Origin of the sequence: Bradyrhizobium cosmicum, from assembly GCF_032290525.1 — a bacterium.
GTDB lineage: Bacteria > Pseudomonadota > Alphaproteobacteria > Rhizobiales > Xanthobacteraceae > Bradyrhizobium > Bradyrhizobium cosmicum_A.
Map to the genome: position 1 here is coordinate 1 of NZ_JASXTA010000257.1, position 268 is coordinate 268.

1 protein-coding gene is annotated in these 268 nt (G+C 60.4%); it reads right to left on the reverse strand.

Features of this window, described 5'->3' with window-relative positions:
• Positions 1-268, reverse strand: a 268-nt coding sequence (locus QSV46_RS39875; protein ID WP_409997295.1) for an RMD1 family protein, incomplete at both ends; no start/stop codon positions are given.

Below are 268 nucleotides of genomic sequence, written 5' to 3' on the forward strand. Positions count from 1 at the left end.
GTTCAGTCGTGTCAAAGACGCTGGCAACCTCGCGTTCATGCCGGGCCAGGACGACGCTCTTCGCCAGCGCCTCGCAAATCAGGATCAGTCGGTCAGGCGACAGGCTTTGCAGGCAGATCGGGCCGCCGGGTGGAATCTGGTCCTCCTTTTCCGGGGCTAGCTCTATGATTGCTATTTCCTCGTCACGTCGCGCAAACTTGCCCGTCATGCGGTGATCCAGGCCGCGGAGAAATTCCTCCTCTTCCAGCGCATTCAGCCCGATCAGGAC